The 20974-nt window shown below is 69.5% G+C and carries 17 protein-coding genes and 1 pseudogene; 5 read left to right on the top strand and 13 right to left on the bottom strand.

Annotated features, from left to right (window positions below; all coding sequences use genetic code 11):
• Window positions 1-4: 4 nt before the first annotated feature.
• On the bottom strand, window positions 5-916 hold the full coding sequence (locus ABZX37_RS00090) for a pyridoxamine 5'-phosphate oxidase family protein (RefSeq protein WP_354734754.1): 912 nt from the start codon (window positions 914-916) through the stop codon (window positions 5-7).
• Window positions 917-1019: 103 nt separating this feature from the next.
• Here ABZX37_RS00090 and ABZX37_RS00095 point away from each other — a divergent pair, with 103 nt between their 5' ends.
• A complete protein-coding gene (locus tag ABZX37_RS00095; RefSeq protein WP_354734755.1) occupies window positions 1020-1583 on the top strand; it encodes an ABATE domain-containing protein in 564 nt (187 codons plus the stop codon).
• A 4-nt stretch (window positions 1584-1587) separates the two neighbouring features.
• Here ABZX37_RS00095 and ABZX37_RS00100 read toward each other — a convergent pair whose 3' ends face one another.
• Entirely contained in the window at window positions 1588-2148 is a 561-nt protein-coding gene (locus ABZX37_RS00100) for a TetR/AcrR family transcriptional regulator (RefSeq protein ID WP_354734756.1), read from the bottom strand.
• 36 nt (window positions 2149-2184) lie between these two features.
• On the opposite strand from ABZX37_RS00100, the pseudogene ABZX37_RS00105 reads away from it, so the two are divergent.
• A pseudogene (locus ABZX37_RS00105) lies at window positions 2185-3006 on the top strand (DMT family transporter); the annotation flags it as partial.
• A 22-nt stretch (window positions 3007-3028) separates the two neighbouring features.
• On the opposite strand, the gene ABZX37_RS00110 reads toward ABZX37_RS00105, so the two are convergent.
• A complete protein-coding gene (locus ABZX37_RS00110; protein WP_354734757.1) occupies window positions 3029-5326 on the bottom strand; it encodes a glycoside hydrolase family 15 protein in 2298 nt (765 codons plus the stop codon).
• Window positions 5327-5790: 464 nt separating this feature from the next.
• On the opposite strand from ABZX37_RS00110, the gene ABZX37_RS00115 reads away from it, so the two are divergent.
• A complete protein-coding gene (locus tag ABZX37_RS00115) occupies window positions 5791-6240 on the top strand; it encodes a single-stranded DNA-binding protein (RefSeq protein WP_354734758.1) in 450 nt (149 codons plus the stop codon).
• Between the two features lie 188 nt (window positions 6241-6428).
• Here ABZX37_RS00115 and ABZX37_RS00120 read toward each other — a convergent pair whose 3' ends face one another.
• The 3 genes from ABZX37_RS00120 to ABZX37_RS00130 form a co-directional block, all read right to left on the bottom strand.
• Entirely contained in the window at window positions 6429-10160 is a 3732-nt protein-coding gene (locus ABZX37_RS00120) for a S8 family serine peptidase (protein ID WP_354734759.1), read from the bottom strand.
• A gap of 87 nt (window positions 10161-10247) precedes the next feature.
• Complete coding sequence (locus ABZX37_RS00125) at window positions 10248-11447, bottom strand: CU044_5270 family protein (protein WP_354734760.1); 1200 nt, start codon at window positions 11445-11447, stop codon at window positions 10248-10250.
• Window positions 11440-12051, bottom strand: a complete 612-nt coding sequence (locus tag ABZX37_RS00130) for an RNA polymerase sigma factor (RefSeq protein ID WP_354734761.1) — start codon at window positions 12049-12051, stop codon at window positions 11440-11442. The genes ABZX37_RS00125 and ABZX37_RS00130 overlap by 8 nt, the downstream gene beginning before the upstream one ends.
• A 268-nt stretch (window positions 12052-12319) precedes the next feature.
• On the opposite strand from ABZX37_RS00130, the gene ABZX37_RS00135 reads away from it, so the two are divergent.
• Complete coding sequence (locus ABZX37_RS00135; RefSeq protein ID WP_354734762.1) at window positions 12320-12955, top strand: hypothetical protein; 636 nt, start codon at window positions 12320-12322, stop codon at window positions 12953-12955.
• Between the two features lie 306 nt (window positions 12956-13261).
• Here the strand turns inward: ABZX37_RS00135 and ABZX37_RS00140 are convergent, their stop codons facing one another.
• The 3 genes from ABZX37_RS00140 to ABZX37_RS00150 form a co-directional block, all read right to left on the bottom strand.
• The gene (locus ABZX37_RS00140) at window positions 13262-14002 is read right to left on the bottom strand and encodes an SDR family oxidoreductase (RefSeq protein WP_354734763.1); all 741 of its coding nucleotides are present in this window, start codon (window positions 14000-14002) and stop codon (window positions 13262-13264) included.
• 282 nt (window positions 14003-14284) lie between these two features.
• Window positions 14285-14989 carry a cation transporter gene (locus tag ABZX37_RS00145; RefSeq protein WP_354734764.1) on the bottom strand — a complete coding sequence of 235 codons (705 nt, stop codon included), beginning with the start codon at window positions 14987-14989 and terminating at the stop codon, window positions 14285-14287.
• Entirely contained in the window at window positions 14986-15318 is a 333-nt protein-coding gene (locus tag ABZX37_RS00150; protein WP_354734765.1) for a metalloregulator ArsR/SmtB family transcription factor, read from the bottom strand. The genes ABZX37_RS00145 and ABZX37_RS00150 overlap by 4 nt, the downstream gene beginning before the upstream one ends.
• 44 nt (window positions 15319-15362) lie before the next feature.
• Here ABZX37_RS00150 and ABZX37_RS00155 point away from each other — a divergent pair, with 44 nt between their 5' ends.
• A complete protein-coding gene (locus ABZX37_RS00155) occupies window positions 15363-16169 on the top strand; it encodes a helix-turn-helix transcriptional regulator (RefSeq protein ID WP_354734766.1) in 807 nt (268 codons plus the stop codon).
• Between the two features lie 46 nt (window positions 16170-16215).
• Here ABZX37_RS00155 and gcl read toward each other — a convergent pair whose 3' ends face one another.
• The 4 genes from gcl to ABZX37_RS00175 form a co-directional block, all read right to left on the bottom strand.
• Window positions 16216-17910 (bottom strand): glyoxylate carboligase, encoded by a 1695-nt coding sequence (gene gcl / locus ABZX37_RS00160; RefSeq protein ID WP_354734767.1) that lies wholly within the window; start codon window positions 17908-17910, stop codon window positions 16216-16218.
• Between the two features lie 2 nt (window positions 17911-17912).
• A complete protein-coding gene (locus ABZX37_RS00165; RefSeq protein WP_354734768.1) occupies window positions 17913-18803 on the bottom strand; it encodes a 2-hydroxy-3-oxopropionate reductase in 891 nt (296 codons plus the stop codon).
• On the bottom strand, window positions 18803-19627 hold the full coding sequence (locus ABZX37_RS00170) for a TIM barrel protein (protein WP_354734769.1): 825 nt from the start codon (window positions 19625-19627) through the stop codon (window positions 18803-18805). Before ABZX37_RS00170 ends, ABZX37_RS00165 begins: the two co-directional genes overlap by 1 nt.
• 287 nt (window positions 19628-19914) lie before the next feature.
• A complete protein-coding gene (locus ABZX37_RS00175; protein ID WP_354734770.1) occupies window positions 19915-20901 on the bottom strand; it encodes a 2-dehydropantoate 2-reductase in 987 nt (328 codons plus the stop codon).
• Window positions 20902-20974 lie beyond the last annotated feature (73 nt).

Consider the following 20974-nt stretch of genomic DNA (forward strand, 5'->3'; position numbering starts at 1 on the left):
CCTTTCAGTTGATGAGCTGAGGATTGCGCGGGTACGGCGTGTGCGCGACCTGACGCGGCACCGGACGGCCGGAGACGATGCGCCGCACCTCGAACCGGACGATCCGGCCGGTGTAACCGTCATCGCCGGAGCGGCCCGCTTCTCCCCATTCGATCGCGGCAGTGCCGGAGACCTGCAGGACGCCACCGGTAGCGAAGTCGAAGAAGAGCAGCGCGGCTTCCGGGTTCGCGGCAATGTTGCCGAGGCTGTTGAACAGGTTGTTGCCGGGATAGTCGGGCCAGCACAACGTATTTCCCTCGACGCGGACGAATCCGGGCGCGCCGCCGCGATGGGAAGCGTCCGCGCCGTGGCCCGGGTTGATGGTGCCGAGGAAGAACGTGTCGGCTTCTTCGATCAGCTCGGTGTCGCCGGGGCTCAGCTCTGCGCGCGTTTGCACTGGTGCTGTCAGCTCGATTTCTTCGGACAGCACGCGCTGCTGGATGTATTGCGGGCAGTTGCCGTACGCCTGCTCGATGTCCACGATCAGGTGGTCCTCGGCGGCGGTGGTGAGGCTGCCGTTGATCCGGACCCGGCGGCGCGTGGCGAACTCGATGCTCGTCATCCCGAGCTTCTGCCCGGCCGGGAGCCCGTGCAGCGGATCGCCTTCCGGGAGCGCGCGGTGGATCGCGAGCGTCGTCGCCGACCTGGTTTCGAGAAACCCGGGCGGGCCGACGATCGGCGACGTCCACAGCTGCCCGCCGGCGTCGCGTCCGGTCACGACGAGGAGTGTTCGTTCGGCCAGGAACCCCGCCATTCCCGCGGAAATCCCGGCGGGCTCGGCCATCCGGGACAGGCGCGCGGCCTGGCGCTCGACGCCGGCCTCGCGCTGGACAGCCAGCTCGCCGGCGTGGAAGGCCTGCTGGATCGCCTGGTTCATGCCACCTCCCTTTCTCACGGGTTGCGCGATGATGTTCCGTGAGAAGTTCTAGCAGTCGCTTCTCACGGATGCAACCCGTTCCATCCGTGATACGGTCTCGGCCATGGGGATGCTGCCGGACGAGGTCGTGCCGGTCCGCCTGATGGCGACCGTCTGGGCCGACACGAGCGGTCTCCACGACGACCTGCGCACCCGCGAAGACCTCGACACCTGGCTCGACGACGTCGGCATCGAACGCGGGCCGCGGCAGTCGTCCGACGCCGAACTCGCGCTGGCACGGCGGCTTCGCGACGCCGTCCGCCGCCTCGCCGCTCAAGTCACCGCCGACGATCGGAAGACCCCGTCCGTCGATCTGGACACCGCCCTGGGCGACTTGAACGACCTCGTCACCCACCTGCCTGTCCCCCAACTGACTTTCGTGGCCGGGAAATTGCAGGAGAGTTCCTCGAGCGGCACTTCGCCAGTCGTCACTGGATTAGCCCGCGTAGCGCGAGAATCGATCGCGCTTTTGGGCGGCCCAGAAGCGGCAAAGCTGCGCGCCTGTTACGCGCCGGGTTGCGTGCTCTACTTCATGAAGACGCATCCGCGCCGCGAATGGTGCTCCGTCGCCTGCGGCAACCGAGCGCGCGCCGCACGGCATTACGAGAAGGTCCGGTCGACGCGCTGACGGCTCAGCCCAGCAGCACCACCGCCGTTTCCGCCGCGCGCTTGAAGACGCCCTTCGCGACCCGCATGCCCGCCATCACGACCGCACCCTCGTGCAGCAACATGAGCTGCTCGCCTGTCCGGTGCGGGTCCGAAACGCCCGCCGACTCGGCCAATTCGACGAAAACGCCGAGCATCCACTTTTTGCTCTCGGTCACCACCGCGTACGCCGGATGCGCGGGATCGCTGATCTCCGCGTGCGCGTTGATCATGCTGCAACCCTTGCCGCCGTACTTCTTCGCCCACGCCTCGGACGCGTCGAACGCCGCCGTCAACCGGTCCCGCGGACCTGTTCCGGCCTTCTCCAGCCACTCGCCCAGGAACTCGCGCCAACGCGCGTCCCGGGCGGACAAGTACTCCACGACCAGCCGATCCTTGGAGCCGAACCGGTCGTAGAGCGTCTTCTTCGTGACCCCCGCCTTCGCCGCGATGACGTCAACGCCGACCGCGTGGATTCCGCGCTCGTAGAACAACTCCGACGCGGCCGTCAGCACCGCTTGCGCCTTCGGGGTCCAGTCGATCGTCATGGCCCCAGTGTATACCGATCTGTATAGTCCGGTGCCATGAGTAAACCGATCGGTATAGCCGGAGCGGCCGTCCTGTTCGTCGCGTGCTGGTCGTCGGGATTCATCGGCGCGAAACTCGGCGCGGCGGACGCTTCCGTGCCGACCGTGCTGATGTGGCGGTTCCTGCCGCTGGCGCTGCTGCTGGCGCCGTTCCTGCGGCTGCGACCGGTCGGCGAACTGGGCAGGCACGTCCTGATCGGCCTGCTGTCCCAGTCGAGCTATCTGCTCACCGTCTACTGGGCCATCGGCGAAGGCGTCAGCACCGGCACGACGGCACTCATCGACGGCGTGCAACCGCTGGTCGCCGCCGCGCTCGCCGGTCCGCTGCTCGGCGTCGCGGCGACCGGACGGCAGTGGCTCGGACTCGGGCTGGGCCTGGTCGGCGTCGTCCTGGTCAGCTGGTCGGACGCCGCTTCGCACGCCCCGGCCTGGGCGTATCTGATCCCGTTCGCCGGAATGCTCGGGCTGGTCGCCTCCACCGTGCTCGAACGCCGGGCCCGCGTCCCCGCTCCCCCGTTGCGCGCGCTGGCCGTCCATTGCGCCACCTCGGCGGTGGTGTTCACCGTCCTCGCGCTGGCGACCGGGAACGCGGTGCCACCCGCGTCCGGGCACTTCTGGTTCGCCCTGACCTGGCTGGTGGTGCTGGCGACCTTCGGCGGGTACGGGTTGTACTGGCTGCTCGTCGGACGGATCGGCATGACCGCGGTGAACAGCCTGATGTTCCTGATCGCACCGGTCACCTCGGTGTGGGGCACGCTGTTGTTCGGCGAGCCCTTCACCGTCCTGACCGGCGTGGGCCTCGGGCTGGCCCTGGTCGCGGCCGTCGTCGCGAACGGACGGGTCAGCCGCCGTAGCGCTGCCGGACCACCTCCGGAGTCTCGAGGTTCTTCCCCGCGTCCATGTTCTGCGCGAGCCGGAGGTACTGGCCTTCCGCCCACATCAACGGCGCCGCGCTCCCGGTCGGACGGCCCAGCCCGAAGCACGCGACGTCGGCGCGATCCCACACCTGCTCGGGAATGAAGTAGCCGTCGTTCGCCGCGTCCGCCATCGACTTCAGGTACACCGCCGCCGGCCGTCCGTTGGCCAGCTCGTACTCGCCGCGCTCGCCGGACAGGACCGGCCAGAGCCGCCCGAACCGCTGCGGCCCGTTCGCCGGCCAGCCGGTGCATGCCGTGGTGCTCTCGCCGTAGTTGTCGTGCGGGTAGCGGTGGAAGTAGATGTCGCCGTTCGGGGTCGTCACCTGCATCGGCGCGTTGCCGTCGCGGGCCGCCGCCGTCGGGGCCACCGACTCGGCGACCGCCGGATCCGCCGACGCGCGGAGCCCCAGCCGGACCAGGTCGAGGAAGCCGAAGTCGACCACGTCGTGCTCGTAGAAACACCCTTCGTCGAAGCAGATCTGGCCGTTGTCGTTCGGGTCGGTGCCCTTGTCCAGCCGCTCGTAATAGGTGTGGCCGCCCCAGTACCCGGACGTCGTCCGCGTCCAGCCGTCCAGCTGCGCCCGCCACGAGTCCGCCGTGGACTCCCACTGCTGCGCCGAGGCGGTATCGCCGTTCGCCCGCGCGATCGCCCTGGCCGTGACCAGCCCGGCGACCTCCGCCGCGATCGACGACGGCGAACGCCCGTACTGCTCCTCCCACCGCTCGGTCGTCGTGGGCCCGCTCGTCCGGATGTGCTCCGCCGTCACCTTGACCCGCGCATACGTCGCCGCGTCGGTGAGCCCGGTCATCCAGGCGAGGATGATCGCGTCGGAATCCTGGTCGAGCTGCTCGCAACAGCCGAGCAGCTGCGGCGTCGCCCCTTGGACCCCGCTCACCGGGCTGTACCGGGGAAACGCCCCGGCCGGATACGTCGTCCCGTCGCCTTGCGTCGGCGCGGAAATCCATTGCGAAGACCACAGGAACTGCGCCATCCGCTTGGCCTGAGCCGCGTCGCCCGCCGCGAGCAGCCCGGTCGCCTGCTGGTACAGATCCCGGCCCCACACGCGGTGGTACCCGTCGTTGAGCGCGTCGCCGTTGACGACGTCGCCCCAGGGCGTGGCCAGCCCCGCGACACTCGCGCCGCGGTGCGTTTTGTCCTCCGCCGCGTGCAACGCCATCAGCGCGACGTAATACGCCCGCCGCTGCCGCTCGTCGCCCGCCACACTGCCCGGCGCCGCCTTCAGGCTGCCGACATACCCCTCCCATCCGCGCCGATACGCCTGCTCCAGAGTGTCGAACCCGCTCGCGAGCGACCCGTCCGCGGCCGCCGCCGCTCCCGGTGCGTCGCTCCCGTACCCGAGCGCGACCGAGAACGTCGAGTCCTGCCCGACCGGGATCTGTCCACATTGGACTACATTGCCAGAATTGGTGGAATCGAATTGATTCGCAAGATGTTGATGTGCCCGCAAGTCTACCAGGCAATCGCTCGCGGCGCCGGAATATCCGTTGTCATGCGCGACGAACCCCGTCGAGGCCCGCAACGCCGACGCCACAGTCGTCTTGGCCCCGAACAGATCCTCGGTCCCGCTGGCCGTCAGCCCGGTCCCGTCCCACGCCGCGGTGTCGTTCGCCGCACCGCCCGCCATCGACGGATTCGCCAGGAGGTAAACCTGATACTGACCACCGTCGAGCGACTGAAACCGCGTGCGGACAAGAAGAGTCGGCCGCCCGGAGTCGGTGACGTAGGTCGTCGTGATGCGATAACGACCGTTCTTGGCGGTGTTCGTGATCGTGTACTCGAGCGCCTTCTCGTCCGGCATCGAAACGACGTGCTCGGTCGCGTCGCGCTCGAGGTCCACAAAGGACTTCCCGTCGGTGACGACGTACTGCATGTCCTGCATGTTGGCCACGTCCGCACGCGGATAGAACACCTCGGACGTAACGCCCTTCGCGACGGTGAACCACAACGGGCTCGCCGTCCCCGCGGCCGTCCCGAGGGCGGATTTGTCCCCAGTTGTCCAAGATGACGGCCCGCCACAGCAATCTCCCGGCGTGCCGCCCGCCATCGCGCGCGCCGCTCCTTGCCCGCTTCCGCCCGCTCCGCCCTCCGCTGCCGAACCGGGCTTCGCTCCCACCTCGGCAGGCGCTATCCCCTGCCCCACCACCGAAATCCCCACGACCGCGACCACCGCCGCCGCCCGTCCCCACTTCCCACCGACCATGCCGCTCATGCTGCCCGCCGCCCCTCCCCGGAACAACAGCCGAACGGTGGGAACCGCTCCCGCCGTCGCCGCGCGGGAAGTCCCACCCGATGGAGTGACCGGGAAGCCCCGGAAACTGTCGTACCCGGATGGTCTCCTGATTCCCGAGCGGCGCCCGCCCCTGGGGCCGCACCGAACAGAGGAGCGTCACCATGGCCCGAGAAACGGTCCGCACCGTCATCGGAAACGGCCCGGGTTCCCGTCGCTGGCGGGGCACGATCGCCCGAGCATGCTGGCTGATGTCTTCTGTCACTCCTCGACGGCAGCGCAGGTACCAACGGCGCGCAACCTGAGTTGTCCCGCGACGAGCCTCATTCCGCACAACTGAACATGCAAATCTTTCGACAAACGGAGACTGATCGAGTCCCCTCGATCATCAGATTCGCCGCCATGGACTTGGCGGCACAAGACCAAGGAGTTCGACCATGGCTGGAGAAACTGTCATCACGGTCGTCGGAAATCTGACCTCAGACCCGGAGCTGCGATTCACCCCGTCCGGAGCCGCAGTCGCGAATTTCACCGTCGCGTCAACGCCTCGCACGCTCGATCGCCAATCAGGCGAGTGGAAGGACGGCGAGGCACTGTTCCTCAGGTGCAGCATCTGGCGGCAGGCAGCGGAAAACGTTGCCGAAAGCCTCACCCGGGGCGCGAGGGTCCTGGTCACCGGACGTCTGGTACAGCGGTCATTCGAGACCAAAGAGGGCGAAAAACGCACCGTAGTCGAACTGCAGGTGGACGAGATCGGTCCGTCGCTGCGGTATGCCACCGCCAAGGTCACCAAGGTCAGCCGGAACAGCGGCGAAACCAGCGGGGAGGCCTGGGGCGCCGCGCCGGTGCCCGCCGGAATCGGTGCGGGTGGTGAGCCGCCATTCTGACTCGCCCTGGTGGTGGCCGGCCAATACCCGGCCACCCATACGACCAACCGAGACGTCGAACCGAAGGACACCCTGCCGCAGACACGCCTCCAACAGCGGAAAGCCACCGCGCACCTAGCACGGCCTCGCCGTCACCGGCCAACAGCCGGATGCGGGGGTTCGCCCGGCGAGGCAAACCCCCACACCGCTCAGCCGATCTGGTAAGCGCGGGTGATCGTCTGGCTCACCGCGTTGCCCTTGTCGTCCGTGGCCTTCGCCCGCAACGAAGCGAATCCGCTCGCCGGATTGCGGACCTTGGCCGTCCATTGCGGACCGTCCTGCGTCAGCTCCACCGGTTGCCAGGTGGCGCCGTCGTCGTAGGAGATCTCCACCGTCAGCTCGGTGACCTTCGGCGGCGAATCCTGCCGGGTCACCGTCACCGGGAAGGCGATCTCCTTGCCTCCCGGCACGATGTTGCGCAGGTCCGCGGGCGGGGCGAAGCCGACCGCGAGCATGCCCAGCGGGCCGTCCGCGAACAACGTCGGCGCGACCGTCCACTCGCCGCTGAACTTCGTGGAGGTGGGCCACCACGGCTTGTCCCGGGTCACCTCCGTGGTGATCCGGTACGTGCCGAACCGCGCCGGGGTTGGGAAAACCCCGCGGCCCGGCGAGTTCTGGGTGCCGAGCAACTGACCGTCCAAGTAGGCCGACGTGGCACCCCGGTCCAGTTCGGAGGTGTAGCCCGCGCCGCTGCCGTGCCCGGCGGCGTCGGCGAACACCGGCACCGTGACGTCCAGCAACCAGTCCTTGGTCCGCCACACCCACGGGCGGCCCGACTCGGTGGGCCCGCTGAAGCGGGGGCCGATGACGGCGGCGTTCCAGTCGATGCGGTAGGACTTGCCCGCCGCCAGGGTGCGCTGTCCCTCGACGAGAGTGCCGCCCTCGGCGACGCTGGTCTCGGTGAACTCGACGCCCTGCACCTGGAGCCGCCAGTCGCCCGGGGTGAAGTAGCGCCGTTGCTCGGACTGGGGCGTGGAGCTGACCCCGCCTCGGTTGACGTCCCCGTCCGGACCCGCCGCGATCGCGTACACCATCGGGAGGAATTGCTTGGCGTAGCCGTGGTAAGCCATGGTTATCGCGGCCACGTCAGCGGCTCTGGCCTCGTGCACCAGGTTGGTCGGGATGCTGCCCGCCGACGGGTAGTACAGGTCGTACTGGTAGTCGCTGCGGTCCCGCACGGTCAGCGAGGAGGTCAACCCGCCGGCTTTGGCCAGTGCCACGTAACGGTCGCCGGTGTACCCGTTCACCTGAAGGGTCGGCAGCGACCACATGCCGGGCGGGGCACTGAGCAGTTTGGCCGAGGCGACGGGGTCGACGAGGCGGAACGCCGCGAGGCTCCCGCCTGCCGCCTTCACGTTGTCGATGCGCTTGCCCGCCTCGACGACGGGCATGCCGTCCGGGAAGTCCAGCACCACCAGCTTGCCCTTGGCGTCCACTTTGGACAGATCAGCCGGCGTGCCGGAGCCGCCGTAAACGGTGCCCAGCCGCTGGACAGACGGCGGAGGGCTGTCGGAGAACCGGGTGAAGCCCGCGTCCACCGCCAGCGGCTGCGCCCCTTCCGCGGTGAGTTCCAGCCACGGCTGGTAAAGCTGCACGTCCTCGGTGAAGCGGAAGTGCTTCGAGCTCACGCCCGGGGTGGAATAGGCGTAGAGCCGCTGGAACTGCGCGCCGGCAGCCAACCCGAGAACAGCGGGCGCGTGCGGCCCCTCGGGGCGGGTTTCCAGCCGGGTGCCAAGTCCGCCGTCGAGTGCTCCCGTCTGGTCCGTGTGCACCGTCACGGGCTTGGCTTGGCGGGCATCGAAGGACACCTTCGTATCGCGGGTCACCTTCACGACCGGGTTGGCGAACGCGGTGGTCTCCGGCGGCCCGTCCGGCCGGGAGGCCGTGAGCCCGGCGCTCAGGGTGTACTCCCCTGGCGGCACCCGCAGCGCCTGACCGGCGTAGCCCAGGAAGTTCTCTCCGGTCTGGACGTTGACGGCGAGGGAGGTCTGGGAGTCTTGCGCGCCAGGGGCTTTGCCGTCCCTGCCCAGCAGGTTCGCCGACAGGCTGTACAGCTCCGGCTCGTCCTTCACCCCGACCGGCGTGCGCACCCGCGTCTTGCCGTCCGGGGTGCTGGCCAGCAGCAGACCCGTGTAGGTCCCGGGCTTGCCGGACCTCGCGGTGAACGTGATGTCCACGGCGGCCTTGCCGCCGGCGGGCACGGTGACCGAGTTCGCTGAGATCTTCGCCAGGCTCGCGGCGGGCGACTGCCCCTGCTTGTCCGCCAAGCTGAAGGCCAGATTCAGCGTGACCGGGCTGGTGCCAGGGTTGGTATAGGTCACAGCGCGCTTGCCGGGCTTGTCGGACCACCGCACGACGGTGTTCACCGTCGCGGGCTCGGACCGAACGGCCTGGGTCACCGCCGTGGCCACGTCCAACCGGCCGCCGCCGATCGCGGTCACCCCGATTCCCGGCAAGTCCTTGGCCGTGCCGACCAGCCCGGACTTGAGCTGCTCGCCGGTCCAGTCAGGGTGCTCCTGGGCCAGGATGGCTGCCGCTCCCGCGGTGTGCGGAGTGGCCATCGAGGTACCGGAGAGCCTCGTGTAGTGCTCGTCCACCGGGTCGCCCAGTGCGGTCCCCTTGGCGCGCGCAGCCACGATGTCGCTGCCTGGGGCACCGATCTCCGGCTTCACCGCGCCGTCGCCGACGCGCGGACCGCGGTCGGAGAACGAGGACAGCGCATCGGATTTGGTCACGCTGCCCACTGCCAGCGCCGCATCGGCCGTGGCCGGGGAACTCACTCCCTCGTCCTGGCCCGTGTTGCCTGCCGCGACCACGAACAGCGTGCCGTACTGGCGGCTCAGCTTGTTGACCGCCTGCGAACTGGGATCGGTGCCGTCGGTCGGGTAAGTGCCCAGGCTCAGGTTGACGACCTTCGCCTTGGCCTCGCGCGCGGCCCACTCCATGCCGGCGATGATGTCGGACTCGCGGCCCTGGCCGCCGTCGTTCATCACCTTGCCGATGGCCAGCCTCGCGTCCGGGGCGACCCCCTTGTACTTGCCGCCCGAGGCCGCGCCGGAGCCGGTGATGGTGGAGGCGACATGCGTGCCGTGCCCGTTGCCGTCGACCACGGTGCCCTTGCCGCTGAAATCCTTGCTCAGCGCGACTTTCCCGGCCAGGTCGGGATGCTCGGCGTCCACCCCGGTGTCCAGGATGGCGACGGTCACGCCCTTGCCGGTGTACCCGGCCTGCCAGGCCGCCGGCGCGCCGATCTGCGGCACGCTCTGGTCCAGCGAGGCGTGCACCTGATGGTTGAGCCAGATCTTGCTCGGCCCGCCCGAGAGCGCGGCCGGTCCTGCCGCGCTCAGCCCGGCCCAGAACCCCTTGGCGTCCTTTTTGGACTCGCCGAGTTCGGTGTAGCCGAGCGCGTCGAAGCTGCGACCGCGCCGGGCGCCGGCGGGCGCGACCGAGCGGGCGGCAACGCCGTCCGGATACTCGGCCAGCAACGGCAGCGTGTCGGTGGCGGCGTCGTCGTAGCCCTGCCGGATCAACCCGGTGACGTTGAACAGTTCCCGGTCCAGTCGACCCGATTCAAGGAGAGGAATGGCTGAAGCCGGCACCAGATACGAGTCGGTGGCGTCGCCGTGCCGGGCGCCGAACTGAACGTACGGCGGGTGCCCGGAGCGGGCGTCGTCCTGCAGGGCCAGTGACCAGTGGCCACGCGCGTCCTGGCGCGCGCTGACCCGGTCACCGGTGATCAACGTGACCCGGTGGCTGACGCCGTCCCCGCCCGCCGCAGCTGGCGCGTCGCGCGCGCCCGCTTGCCCGGGCACGGCCGTCAAGGTTGCCGCCGCGCAGGCCGTGGCCAGCACGACGGCGGTCAACCGTCTCCGTGATGTCATCAGTACTCCCTTGTGAGGTGATGCCGGATTTGCCGGAGTGACAGGAAGATGTGGGGGGTCGCCGGGAACGGGAGGTGCTGCGGCGGGTCAACGTCCGCGCGGGACAGCTCCCTGCTCGTCGACGACCGCGGTCTGGACCGAGCTGGAGAAGGTCACGGTGCCGGGTTTGATGCCCGCTGTCGTGATGTCGTTGTCGTCCGGCTTGAGCTGGGTCCGGCGTTCCCCGATGAATTCGCCGGTAGCGGGGTCGACGATGATTTCCATGCGGAAGGTGCCGTCGACGGGGTCCACGCCCAGCGCGACGCCCGTGCGGCCGTCGAGGTTGGCCACCTGCTCGGTCACTTTGAGGCCGGGGATTCTCGCCACCGCGCGGTAGAGCGACTCCTTGAGGTCGGCGGGCACGGTACCGGTCTTGAGCAGCTGTGCGGCGAGGTCCAGCACCCCGCCGAGCTTGGGCTTGTTCACCACCGAAAGGTCGGCCGCCATCAGGTCGTACAGCTTCCGCGGGTCGCGCGGCAACTCGTTCAGCCGCTGTTCGGTGGGGGCGCCCCACTCGTCGTCGCACCGGCCGACGATGGCCATGGCCTTGCCAGGGAACTTTCCGCTTTCGGCGCGCCATTCGCCGCTCGGCCAGTACTCGCTGAGGTCGGCTTCGTAACCTCCGTTGATCTTCTCGGTGCCCGCCTTGAGCGTGTGCTCGTCGCCGACAAGCCATTTCCGGCTCCCGGTCGGCGCGGTCTTGAGCAGCCATTGCCCGTCGAAGTCGCTGGGCTGCCAGGTTTGGGTCAGCTGCTCGCCGGCAAAGGCGGCCGGGATCCTGCTGTCGTTCCACAGGAGCCAGGTGCGCGTTTCGACGTAACGGAACTTGCCCGCGGGGATGGGAGACTCGCCGATGACGTGGATCTTGTCGGCGGCGGAGTTCAGCGCCTGCTTCACCGACAAGAACTTCACCCCCGGCGCGGCCAGCGGCGCCTGGGGCGAGGGGCCGCCACGGTCGGCCCCGGCGATCGCCACAGTGGCGCCGACGGCGATCACCGCCGCCGCGGCGGCCGCACCGATCCGCCAGCGCCGTCCGGTGCGAGACGCCAGCTTGCCCTTGACCTCGATCGGCGGGGTCGTTTCCGGCGCCGGGGCGCTCTTTCCTTCGATCGACCGCACTGCGTTCACCAGCGCGTTGTTGGCCGCGGCCAGCGGCCGATCGCCGGTGAGCGCCTCGGCGCGCAGCGAGTTCAGTGCCTCGTCCAGCTCGTCGTTCGTCCACAAGCGACGGACGTTGTTCTCAGTCATCGATGCGCTCTCCTTCCAGGCGGTGCGGGGTCTTGGGCGCGGCTCGGGCTCGGAGCAGCCGTCTGACCCGGTGCAGCCGGGAACGGACAGTGCCTGCGGGAATGTCGAGCACGGCGGCGATTTCGGTGGCGTCCAGCTCTCCCCAGCTGGTCAGCAGCAACACGTCCCGATCCCCCGGCGCGAGCTCGGCCAGCGCGGCGGCCAGTTCCCGGACCCGGGCCTGGGCGTCGACCTGATCGGCCACCCGATCGGCATGCCCGTGGGCGACCGGCGGGCCGTGCTGGTGCGCGGTCAGCCGCAGGTACCGGATTTCAGCCCTGGCATGCTGGCGCAGCAGGTTGGTGGCGATGCCGAACAACCAGGCGCGGGCGGTGGCCCGTGCCGGGTCGTAGCTGGCCCGGCGCTGCAACGCGATCAGGAACGTGTCGCTGACCAGGTCGTCGGCCACCACAGGCCCGGCGCGGCTGGCTAGATACCGGCGCACGTCCCGGGCATGCCGGTCGAACAGGCGTTGGAAGACCGGCTGAAGGTCGTGCCCGCACAAGTCCGGTCGATCGTCGCCGTCCACCGCGCCCGCCGCGGCGTACCGCTCAGCCCTAGTCACACCGGATATTCGCCGGAGCCGCCGGAAGTGTTCATCCCCGGCCGCGCCGCGGAGCGAGGGACCCGGACCGGCCAGTTCACCAGGACGGGTCGTGCCTGGCAGAAGCCGCGGCCTCAGCAAGCCCGACCGCCGCCGCGCTCTGTCCCGGCGTCGACCAGCCGCACTCCTCGCGAGTGGTCTGGTCCTTTCGCGCAAAGGTCCATACCATTGTCCGAAAGCCGACTATCGGCCCTGACCGGCCGGAAATCCCGCTGGTAGCTTCCGATTCATGCCCGCACCTCGCCGGACCAAGGCCGGAATCCCAGTCCTCGCCGCGATTTCCGTACTGCTGCTGGCTCCGCTTTCCGCGCCAGCCGCACAGGCCGCTCCCGCCGGTCGTCCCGGCGTCAGCGTGCAAGACGAATGCAGCACCCCGTCGATCAACCGGCTGCAGAAGTGGCTGGCCAGCGGCGAGGGCACGACCGTCCCGCCCACCGGAAGCCTCCTCGTCCCCGAAGGCGACGGCTACGCGGCGAAAATCGTCTTCCAGAACAACGAATGGCACGTCGCCGTGGTGTGGCTGGGCAACCAGTTCGACGCACAGGCCGACCTCAGCCATTCCACCGGATTCTGGCTGACCTACAGCGCCGACGACGACTTCTACGTCCAGTTGCGCCCCGCGTCCCACTGGAGCGGCGGCGACAAATGGCTCACCCGCATCCCCTCGACCGGCGGCCAGCTGGTCCGCAAGTTCTTCCCCTTCGACCCCGACGCGTGGACCTGGCTTCCTGAACTGGGCCAGCCGCAGTACTCGTTCGCCTCCGCGCTGACCGAAGCCCGCGGCCTGGTCTTCGTCGGCAAGACCCCCAACAGCCTCGACTTCCGCGAACTCCTCATCGACGGCTACCAGCCGCCCTGCCTCTGACCCCGCCCGCCGCCTCGGCCCGGACCGGGCCGCCCCATCGAGGTTCCGGCACCCGGCAGGCCAGGACAGCACCCAGCTTCCTCCCGGCCTGCCAGGTCCGCCGGGCCTGCCGAGTCTGCCGGGTCTGCCGGGCCCCGCCGCGTTTCTCACCGCCACAGCCGCCGTTGAACGCCATCGCCGCGGCCACCGTCCGCTTTGCCGCGGTTGATCGACAACACCGGGCACTCTTGCACGCGGAGCGTGCCGGGCACCGGGCACCGGGCACCGGGCACCGGGCACCGGGCACCGAAGACTGCGCCAAGCCCGCTAGTTCTGCACCGCGGGCCGGATCGTGATGTCCCCGATCTCCACGTCGTCCGGCTGCTCGATGGCGAACCCGATCGCCCGCGCCACCGCGGCCGGGTCCAGCGCGAACTCCTCGACCCGCCGCCGAATCTGCTCCCGCTCCCCCGGGTCGTCGATCGAATCCGCCAGCTCCGTCCGGACGAACCCCGGCGACACCGACGTCGTCCGGAGAACTCCGTCCGTCGATTCCTGCCGAAGCGCCTCCAGAATCGTCCGCACCGCGTTCTTCGTCCCCGCGTAAACCGCCTGCGAGGGGACGATCTTCAGCCCGGCCGTCGACACCGTCGTCACCAGATGTCCCCGGCCCTGCCGCCGGAAAACCGGCAGTGCGGCCGCGATCCCGTGCAGCACCCCGCGCACGTTCACGTCGATCATCGCCGACCAGCCCTCGACGTCGACGTCCGCCACCGGTCCCAGCTTGGCGATCCCGGCATTGCTCACCAGCACGTCGAGCTGACCGAACTCCTCGACCGCCCGCCGCACGAGCCGGTCCAGGTCCGCGCGCCGGGTCACGTCGGTGACACACGCGATCGCGCGACCGCCTCCGGCACGGATCTCCTTCACCAGCGCGTCGAGCCGATCCTCGCGACGCGCGCCCAGGACCACCGCCGCACCCCGGGCGGCGAGCAGCCGACCGGTCGCCTCGCCGATTCCGCTGCTCGCCCCGGTGATGGCGACGACTTTCCCAGCCAGTACTGACATTCCCACCCCTGACACATAAATGGACATGTGTCCGGAAGACTACCGGACACGTGTCCGTATAGGCCAGGGAGCATGGATGGCATCAACATCGGCTGGAGCGCAGTCAAGGAAGCGTGAGCACCGCCGAAATCCAGCCCGGCGCCAGGTCATGCTCAACCAGTCCGAACGACCACCCGAGAAAGGCCCGCAGGTGAGCGACCTAGCTGCCGCACTGACGCTGATCGGCGTATTCATCGCCTTCGCCATGACCTTGCGCGCCGTCCAGCGCCACTTGACCCGCGATCAGCAGCAGTGCTCGCCCCGCCAGGCCTCGAGCCCTTCGCGGACCGCGACCGCCGCGATCGCCAATGCCGCGACGGGATCCGCCCAGTACCAGCCGAACAGCGCATTCACCAGCAACCCGACCAGCAGCACGCCGGAAAGGTAAGTGCAGAGGAGCGTTTGCTTCGAATCGGCGACCGCGCTCGCGGAGCCGAGCTCCCGCCCAGCCCGGCGTTGCGCCCCCGAAAGCACCGGCATCACCACCAAGGACACCGCCGCGAGCACGATCCCCGCGGTCGAATGCGAGGCCTCGTCGCCACCGAAGAGCGACCGCACCGAATCGGCCGTGACGTAAGCCGCCAGCAGGAAGAACGACACCGCGATCGCCCGCAGCGCGACCCGTTCCCGGCGTTCCGGATCCGCGCTGGCGAACTGCCACGCCACCGCGACCGCGGACAGCACCTCGGCCACCGAGTCGAGCCCGAACGCGACCAGCGCCGACGAGGACGCGATCGTCCCGGCCGACACCGCGACGATCGCCTCGACCACGTTGTACGTGATCGTCCCGGCCACCAGCCACCGCACTCGCCGATGCAGGACCGCGCGCCTCTCGGCATCCGCCACGGGACGCGCCTGGCTCGATGCCGCGCAAGCGCCCGAGTCAGCCAGCGACAAGGTCTCGCCGCCCGGCGCGTCCGCGCGGCAGTCCGGACAGTTCTCGCTCATCGAACGACCCGCGATTCCTCGTCGCACGCGTCCGTCGGCGCGACTGCCAAAACCACCTGCGTCAGTTCCGCCAACGCGTGCGCGAGATGCAGATCGGCGATCGCGTACCGGACCTGCCGACCCTCGTACGTCGCGATCACCAGGCCGCACCCGCGAAGGCACGCCAGATGATTCGAAACGTTGGACCGGCTCAACTCCAGCCGCGAAGCCAGCTGCGCCGGGTACACGACCCCGTCGAGCAGCGCCACGAGAATCCGGCAGCGCGTCGGGTCCGCCAGCGCCCGGCCGAGCCGGGCGAGCGCCAGTTCGCGAGTCTCAGAGGTCAGCACAGCCACAACAGTACAGTGCTCGCTGAATCAAATACACTGGCGAAGTGGACAACCTCCTCGGCGACTTCCTCCGCGCCCGACGCGAGCGGATCTCCCCTGCCGACGTCGGGCTGCCCGACAGCGGACGGCGTCGCGTACGAGGGCTGCGTCGCGAGGAACTCGCGCTCTTGGCGGGAATCAGCAGCGACTACTACATCCGGCTGGAACAGGGACGCGACCAGAACCCGTCAGCCCAGGTGCTCGACGCGCTGGCGCGAGCACTCGGCCTGGACGAACCCTCCCGCCAGCACCTGCATCAGCTCGCCGCCCCCACACAACGAGGACAAGCCGATCCGCACGTGCCCGCGAGCATCGTCGAATTGATCTCGACCTGGCCGACGAATCCGGCGTACGTCCAGGACCGCCTCACCAACGTCCTCGCCGCGAACCCGGTCGCCGCAGCGGTTTCCCCGAACTACGCGGTCGGCCGGAACCTGCTCCGCGCGGTCTTCCTCGACCCGGCCGAGCGAGACCTCCGCCGCGACTGGGAGCAGATGGCAGCCGACGGCGTCGCGGGCTTGCGCGCCGCTCTCGGCCCGAATATCGCCGACCCGGCCGCCGCCGGACTCATCGCCGGCCTCACCGCCAGCAGCGAAGAGTTCCGCGATCTCTGGGCCCAGCACGACGTCAAACCGCGGACCGGCCACCTAGTCCGCTTCCGCCACCCAGCGGTCGGAGACCTCGACCTGCACGGCGACAAACTCGACATCCCCGGCCCGGCGATCCTGCAACTGGTGGTCTTCCATGCGACCCCGGGCACCCGCGACGCCGAGGCGCTCGCCGCCCTGGCAGACCTGATTCCCGCGCGATGACACCGGAAACCGGGCCGGAGCACGCACTGCCCCGGCCCGGTTCCCGTCAGTCGGCCGCTTCGAACTCGCGCACCGCGTCCAGTGCGGCGCCCATCGCGGCGTTGCCCTCGCGTTCGATCATGATCTCGACCAGCACCGGCCGCCGGGTGCGTTCGGCTTCCTTGCGCGCCCACTCGAGCGAGGACCGGATCTCGCCCGGGTCCTCGACGCGCGTGCCGGAGCAGCCGTAGGCCTCCATGATCTTCACGTTGTCCGTGCCGTGGCTGTCGTAGTGGATGTCGACCTGGTAGTTCATCTCGTACGGCAGCTCGGACTGGCGGATCAGGCCCAGGTACTCGTTGTTGAGCATGACGAGCACGAACCCGACGTCGTACTGCGCGGCGACCGCCAGCTCCTCCACCAGGAACTGGAACGAGTAGTCGCCGACCACGCCGACGACCTCCGCGTCCGGCCGGGCCTTCTTGACGCCGATCGCGGCCGGGATCTCCCAGCCGAGCGGGCCGGCCTGGCCGCACACCTGGTAGTGCCGGGGCAGGTGCGCGCGCTGGAACTGCCCGGACCAGATCTGGTACAGCCCGATCGCGGTGACGAAGTAGGTCTCCGGTCCGTAGAACTCGTTGAGTTCCTTGAACACCCGCGGCGCCTTGATCGGCGTGCAGTCGAAGTCCTCCTTGCGCGGCAGTTCGGCCTTGAGGTCGCCGAGCCGCTTCACCCACGCGCGGTCCCGCGCCGGAGTGGTGCGCGCGTCGAGCGCCGCCAGCAGCGCTTCCAGGAACTCACGCGTGTGCGAAACGACGCCGAGGTCCGGGCCGAACACCTTGCCCAGCTGCGTGGGCTCGATGTCGACGTGGATGAACTTCCGATCGCCGCGGTACACCGACAGCTCGCCGGTGTGCCGATCGCCGAACCGCGCGCCCAGCGCCAGGACCAGGTCGGACTCCAGGAACGCGGCATTCGCCCAGCGCTGCGACGTCTGGATGCCCGCCATGCCGGCGAACAGTTCGTGGTCCTCGGGGAAACTGCCCTTGCCCATCAGCGTGACGCCGACCGGGACGCCGAGCCGTTCCGCGAGCCTCCGCAACGGGTCGCTCGCCTCGCCGAGCACGACGCCGCCACCCGCCAGGATCAGCGGGCGTTCGGCGGCGAGCAGCATGTCCAGCGCCCGCTCGACGCGAGCCGGCGACGGTTTGACCGTGCTGACCGGCAGCGCCGAATCGATCGACGAATCCCACTCGATCATCTGCTTCTGCACGTCGATCGGCAGGTCGATGAGCACCGGGCCGGGACGTCCGGACCTCGCGATCCGGAACGCCTCGCGGAAGATCCACGGCAGCTGCGCCGCTTCCTTCACCTGGACCGCCCACTTCGTGACCGGCCGCGCGATCTCGACGATGTCGACCGCCTGGAACGCTTCCTGGTGCAGCTTCGTCGTCGCGGCCTGCCCGGTGATGCACAGGATCGGGACGGAGTCCGCGTGCGCGGTGTAGAGGCCGGTGATCATGTTGGTGCCCGCCGGACCGGACGTGCCGATCGCGACGCCGACGTTGCCGGTCGTGCGCGCCCAGCCGTCGGCCATGTGCGTCGCGCCTTCTTCGTGGCGGACCACGAGATGGTCGATGCCGCGGCCCTGCATCGCGTCGTACAGCGGCAGGATCGCCGCGCCGGGGCAGCCGAAGGCGACGTCGATCCCTTCGTCGACCAGCACGTCGACGACTGCCTGCATAGCGGGGACTCGGGCCATGGTCAAACCTCCTCGGACGAGCGGCCGGACAGTTCTTCGACGACCTTCAGCAGCGCGGAGTGGTCCAGCGAGCCGTAGCCCATCGCCCGCCCGGCCGCGACCAGCTGCGCGACCAGGCCGGTCAGCGGGAGCGCCACGTCGGACTGCCGCGCCGCGGCGAGCGCGATGCCCATGTCCTTGTGGTGCAGGTCGATCCGGAAGCCCGGCTCGAACTGCCGCGCGACCATCGACTTCCGTTTCAGTTCCAGGATCCGGCTGCCGGCGAGCCCGCCGGCCAGCACGTCGAGCCCGGTGCCCGCGTCCACTCCGGACGCTTCCAGCAGCACGATCGCCTCCGCGACCAGCCCGTAGATCCCGCCCACCACCAGCTGGTTGGCCGCCTTCACGACCTGGCCGGCGCCATGCGGGCCGACGTGCACCACGGTCTTGCCGAGCGCGTCGAACACCGGCTTCGCGGCGGCGAAATCGGCCTCGTCGCCACCGACCATAATGGACAGTGCGGCCTGTTCGGCCCCGGCCTGGCCGCCGGACACCGGCGCGTCCAGCACGCGGATCCCCTTGGCAGTACCGGCTTTCGCGACCTCGATCGACGTCTCCGGCCGGATGGTGCTCATGTCGGCCAGCAGCGTGCCGGGCGCGATCGTGTCGAGCACGCCGCCGGGGGCGAGCACGACCTGCTCGACCTGCGGATGATTCGGCAGCATGGTGACCACGATTTCGGCCCCGGACACCGCGTCGGCGACGTCGTTGGCCGCGCGGCCGCCCGCGGCTTCCAGTTTGGCCAGCGCGTCGGCGTTGAGGTCGAACCCGCTCACCTCGTGTCCGGCGGCGGCCAGGTGCGCGGCCATCGGCGTGCCCATCACGCCCAGTCCGATGAACCCGATCCTGCTCATCAGTTTCCCCTTCGCTCGTACGGCAGCCAGGCCAGCGAGTCCACAGTGGAACCATCCGGTTTGTACTCGATGCCCACCGGTCCGGCGTAGCCCGCCGCCTGCAGCTTGTCCAGATGTCCTTCGAGATCCAGCTCCCCCGTGCCCGGCTGGTGCCGGCCCGGCGCGTCGGCGATCTGCACGTGCCCGGTGCGCGGGGTGTAGCGGGCGATCACGGTGTCGAGGTCGTCGCCGTTGACCGCCAGGTGGTAGAGGTCCGCGAGCAGCCGGACGTTGTCCAGGCCCAGCTCGTCGAGCACCGCGACCGCGTCGGCCGCGGTCTTCAGCGGGTACGCCGGGGTGCCGGACAGGGGTTCGAGCACCAGCTGCGCGCCGATGCCCTCGGCCGCTTTCGCCGCGGTCGCGAGGTGCGTGCGGGCCAGATCGTCCTGTTCGGACGGTGCGACCCCGTCGATCCGGTTGCCGTACAGCGCGTTGAAGCTGCGGCAGCCGAGCCGTTCGGCGAGCCCGAGCGCGACCGTCAGGCTCGTCGCGAACTCCGCTTCGCGGCCGACCCACGACACGAGCCCGCGCTCGCCCGCAGCCATGTCGCCCGCGTAGAAGTTCAGCCCGGTCAGCTGGACGCCCGCCGCCTCGATCGACCGCGCGAACCGGTCGACGTCGGTCCCGGACGGGTCGGCGCTGTCGAACGGCCACCAGTACTCCACCTTGGTGAAGCCCGCTGCCCGAGCGGCCTGCGCGCGCTCGAGCAGCGGGAGTTCGGTGAACAGGATCGACAGGTTGGCGGTGTAGGGCAGCGAGTGCCGCTCCCCGGCGGGACCGGTCATGAGTACCTCGGCTCCTCACATCTCGATCAGCTAATTTCACTTTGTGGAAGTTTTCTTCCGTAGTTCGAGACTAGCTGGACGCGGAGGCTTCGGTCAACGGTCGACAGGCAGGTTTCCCCGGCGCACAGGGGCGGCAAGATCCACAGCGGCGTCGTTCGACTCGGAGGCGGCAGGACGGGACGCCTTGCCCGGCACTGGTCGCGCGCGTGCCGCATCGGGGGACTCAGGCTTGACTGTCCACAGTGGTCACTTTTGCTCCACAGTAGACAGCTGCGGGGGTTTTCTTTTCAGCCGACCGGAATCGCCGTGCTGGTGCGATTGAGCAGCTCGATCGCCGCGTGCACGTGCCGCAAGGCGGGAGCCTCGACGCCGGTGAGGTCCGCGAGTTCCACGACGGCGCCGATGATCGCGTCGATCTCCAGCGGTTTTCCCGCTTCCAGGTCCTGCAGCATGGACGTCTTGTGGTGCCCGACGCGCCACGCGCCGTCGATCCGCTTCTCCACCGAGACCCGCGGATCCGCTCCCGCGGCACGGGCGATCGCGAGCGTTTCGGCCATCATCGCGGCGACGAGCGCGCGGGTTTCGTCGTGCTCGCACATCTGCGCCATGGTCGCCCGGGTGAGCGCGGACAGCGGATTGAACGCGACGTTGCCCATCAGCTTGACCCAGATGTCGTCGCGCAGCCTCGGTTCGACCGGGGCCTTGAGCCCGCCCGCCACCATCGCGTCGGCGAGATTCCGGCAGCGGACCGACATTTCGCCGGACGGTTCGCCGAGGGAAAACCGCGTGCCCTCAAGGTGCCGGACGACACCCGGCTCCTCGATGACGGTCGAGCAGTAGACGACACAGCCGATCGCCCGCTCGACAGCGAGCACACGGCTGGTCGCCCCGCCGGGATCGACCGCCTCGACGCGACGACCCGCCAGCGGATGACCGGTCAACCCGTGGAAGTACCACCACGGAATGCCGTTCTGCGCCGCGACGAGCGCGGTGTTCTCTTGGAGGAGGGGCTCCAGGAGGTCGCCGCAGTCCGGGTAGGAATGTGCTTTGAGGCCAAGGAAAACGTAGTCGACCGGCCCGATGTCGCGCGGGTCCGACGTGACGTGCGGACGCGCCGTGAAGTCGCCGCGGGGGCTCAGGACCCGCACGCCGTCCGCCGCCATCGCCGCGAGGTGCGCCCCGCGCGCGACGAGGTGGACTTCGGTGCCGCCGCGATGGAGGGCCGCGCCGACGTACGCGCCGATCGCTCCCGCGCCCAGAACCGCCACCCGCATGGTTGCCTCCCGGTCCGGATCCCGCCGACATTAGATTGCATACAGTATCCCGTCTAATGCCTGCCGGACCAGG

The organism is Amycolatopsis sp. NPDC004079 (genome assembly GCF_040610415.1).
GTDB classification, from domain to species: Bacteria; Actinomycetota; Actinomycetes; order Mycobacteriales; family Pseudonocardiaceae; genus Amycolatopsis; species Amycolatopsis halotolerans.